At 48.6% G+C, this 2,621-nt stretch carries 4 protein-coding genes; 3 read left to right on the top strand and 1 reads right to left on the bottom strand.

Translation table 11 applies throughout. The annotated features are described in order from the left end of the window. The 3 genes from ACR6Z4_RS32090 to ACR6Z4_RS32100 all read left to right on the top strand — a co-directional run. Positions 1–199, top strand: a 199-nt coding sequence (locus ACR6Z4_RS32090) for an SLOG domain-containing protein (RefSeq protein WP_479721380.1), incomplete at its 5' end; no start/stop codon positions are given. A gap of 52 nt (positions 200–251) precedes the next feature. Then, positions 252–641, top strand: a complete 390-nt coding sequence (locus ACR6Z4_RS32095) for a relaxase/mobilization nuclease domain-containing protein (RefSeq protein WP_479721381.1) — start codon at positions 252–254, stop codon at positions 639–641. Between the two features lie 170 nt (positions 642–811). Beyond that, entirely contained in the window at positions 812–1,117 is a 306-nt protein-coding gene (locus ACR6Z4_RS32100) for a hypothetical protein (RefSeq protein ID WP_479721382.1), read from the top strand. 630 nt (positions 1,118–1,747) lie between these two features. Here ACR6Z4_RS32100 and ACR6Z4_RS32105 read toward each other — a convergent pair. Next, positions 1,748–2,621 (bottom strand): tetratricopeptide repeat protein (locus tag ACR6Z4_RS32105; RefSeq protein WP_479721383.1); only part of this gene is annotated, 874 nt, incomplete at its 5' end.

Here is a 2,621-nt window from a genome sequence, read left to right on the forward strand (position 1 = left end):
AATGGAGGGGGTGGAAGTTGAGTACGAAATGTTCACCCGCTTTCATCCAGAAGCTAAGGTGCTACCTGTGCCAGCACCAGGAGGAGCTGCCAAGCAACTGGCGATTCGGATGGGTCACTACAGTGAAGCTGATCTAGATAATGTTGACTTTGCTCGCCTATTTTATACGGAGCTAAGTTCGCAAAGCCTTGGAAGTTAATGTACAGACACACCCTCGATCGTCCTTCACTCACTGATGGGTAGTATCTTCTTTGCTGGCGATCGCTCAGGATTACCTGAGGGGTCTGGGGTTTGAGAATTGCCAGTATTTGGTTTACCGGCACACGGATCAGGATCATGACCATGTGCATCTGGTGACCAGTCGGATTCGGCTGACGGACGAGAAAACGGTTAGCGATGCCTGGAATTATCGCTGCAGTGAGCAGGTGATTCGCCAGCTGGAGCAAGACGTATCAGTTGTCGGCGGTGAGTCCCAGTTAGAAGCAGGAGAAACGGCCTCCAACAACGGGAGAACGGTAGTTGTTGGAGCGGACGGGCGAACCCAGTGTGCGAGAGCAACTCGAGTCCATGCTGGATTGGGTGGTTCAGGGGCAGGGAACGCTGCCATAGGTGATCGACCGGCTGTAACGTCTGGGTGGTGAGTGTCCGGGTGTAGCTGACTCTGACGAAGGGACGTAGGATTAGCTATCGCCTGCAGGGCGCTGCCTTCAGTGGGATCCGGTTGGGCAAGGCATACACGGTTCCGGGACTCTAGAAGCATCGTGAGGGCAGCTATGAGCCGGAGCGAGATAACAATGCAATTCGGGTATTGATGGAACGGGATGGACTATTCTCTCAGCCATTCCCGTCGTTGCCGGATCAGCAGGGTGAATCACCGCAAGCGGGGAAAGATGCGGGGCGGAACCGAAACGCTATCAGCAGTTGTGGGAACGGTACAGTCGGGATGGGCGATCCGGTGAAGCTTGATGAGTGGGTGAGGCGTCAGGCGTTTGAGGAGGGGCTAAGCCAGCAAGAGATTGTGAGGAGGATGATTGGCGGGGAGTTCTCCGGTGGCACGGCAGCACCGGGAGCAAGGGAGGGACAGAGCCAGGGCGTATGCGAATGGAGTTGCGCGTAGGGTTTGTTGGGTGGAGAGGGAGCAGCGGATTACCAAGCAGAAGGAGCGGCAATTGGAGTTGTAGACTTTTAGCACAAGTCGGAGGTTAGGCAGCCAAATGAAGCGATACACTACACATTTAGGGAGAGATATCTGCGATGCTGATAGAGTTTCTCTCAGCTAGGGAATTTAATTTCTGTAATTTTGCAAGAGCCCTTGGAGCAATCCTTCCAGTTTCTACTTGTTTGTAATAAGCGTAATATGGCCGCAATGCACTACGGTCTTGCCCAGGTCTCATAACACGATCACCTAATGGGCGAACTATCCGAGGCGGTATTGCCTCATTACCTATTTGATATCCATAAGTTTGATATCCATAAGTGCGCTTAGGCATATTGCTACTGATTGCTGGGCTAATCTGAACAATCCGACTACCAGCGTCAGCGCTTACCTGTTCCCCGACTGCTGTCCCGATTGCTGTGCCTATAGTCGGACCTATAACTGAGGAGGCAGAACTATTAACGATACAGCTCATAACCACAATCACTTAGTTTTTCCTATCTCTAAGTTAGTCTAAACCCTCTATAGTCATAGCAGTTGTGTTACAAAAGGACAAATGATATATGTGTACTAAAATCTGAGGCGGTATCCTCACTGTAGACTTTCGCGTACCCTGTCAAGGTTTCCATGAATGGTTAAAGTGTAAGGATCATCTGAACCTAGTACTTCCTCTGAAACTTTTAACCCCTGTTCTAAAAGCACTACTGCTTCTGTGTAACGACCTTGCTCATAGTAGAGTAAAGCAAAGTTGTTGAGATTAACCGCTACATCGAGATCCTGTTCACCTAAGACTTTCTTCCTGAGCTGTAAAGATTCCTGATACAGGGGTTCTGCTTCCTCATAAAGGCTTTGTTCTTGATATAGCTGTGCCAAGTTGTCCAAGCTAATTGCTACATCAAGATCGTCTACACCCAAGAGTTGTTTTCTCAATTCCAATGATTTTTGATACAAAGATTCTGCTTCCTTGTATCGCTCCTCCTCTTGATAGAGGAACGCAAGATTGTCAAGACTAACCGCTACATCGAGATCCTGTTCGCCTAAGACTTTCTTCCTGAGCTGTAAAGCTTCCTGATACAGGGATTCTGCTTCCTCATAAAGGCTTTGTTCTTGATATAGCTGTGCCAAGTTGTCCAAGCTAATTGCTACATCAAGATCGTCTACACCCAAGAGCTGTTTTCTCAATTCCAATGATTTTTGATACAAAGATTCTGCTTCCTTATATCGTCCCTGTTCTTGATAGAGGAACGCAAGACTATCCAAGCTGACCGCTACATCAAGGCTCACCTCTCCGAATAAACGTTGCTTCAATTCCAGTTCCTGCTGATACAGCGATTCTGCTGCTTCGTAGTTGCCTTTCTCCTGATATATTATTGCCAAGTTGTTGAGACACATCACGACTGTTGAATGGTCTTTTCCTAAAGCTTGCTTGTAAAGCTCTAGAGCCTGACGATACAGTGGTTCAGCC

The organism is Calyptranema fuscum S582, from assembly GCF_055793305.1.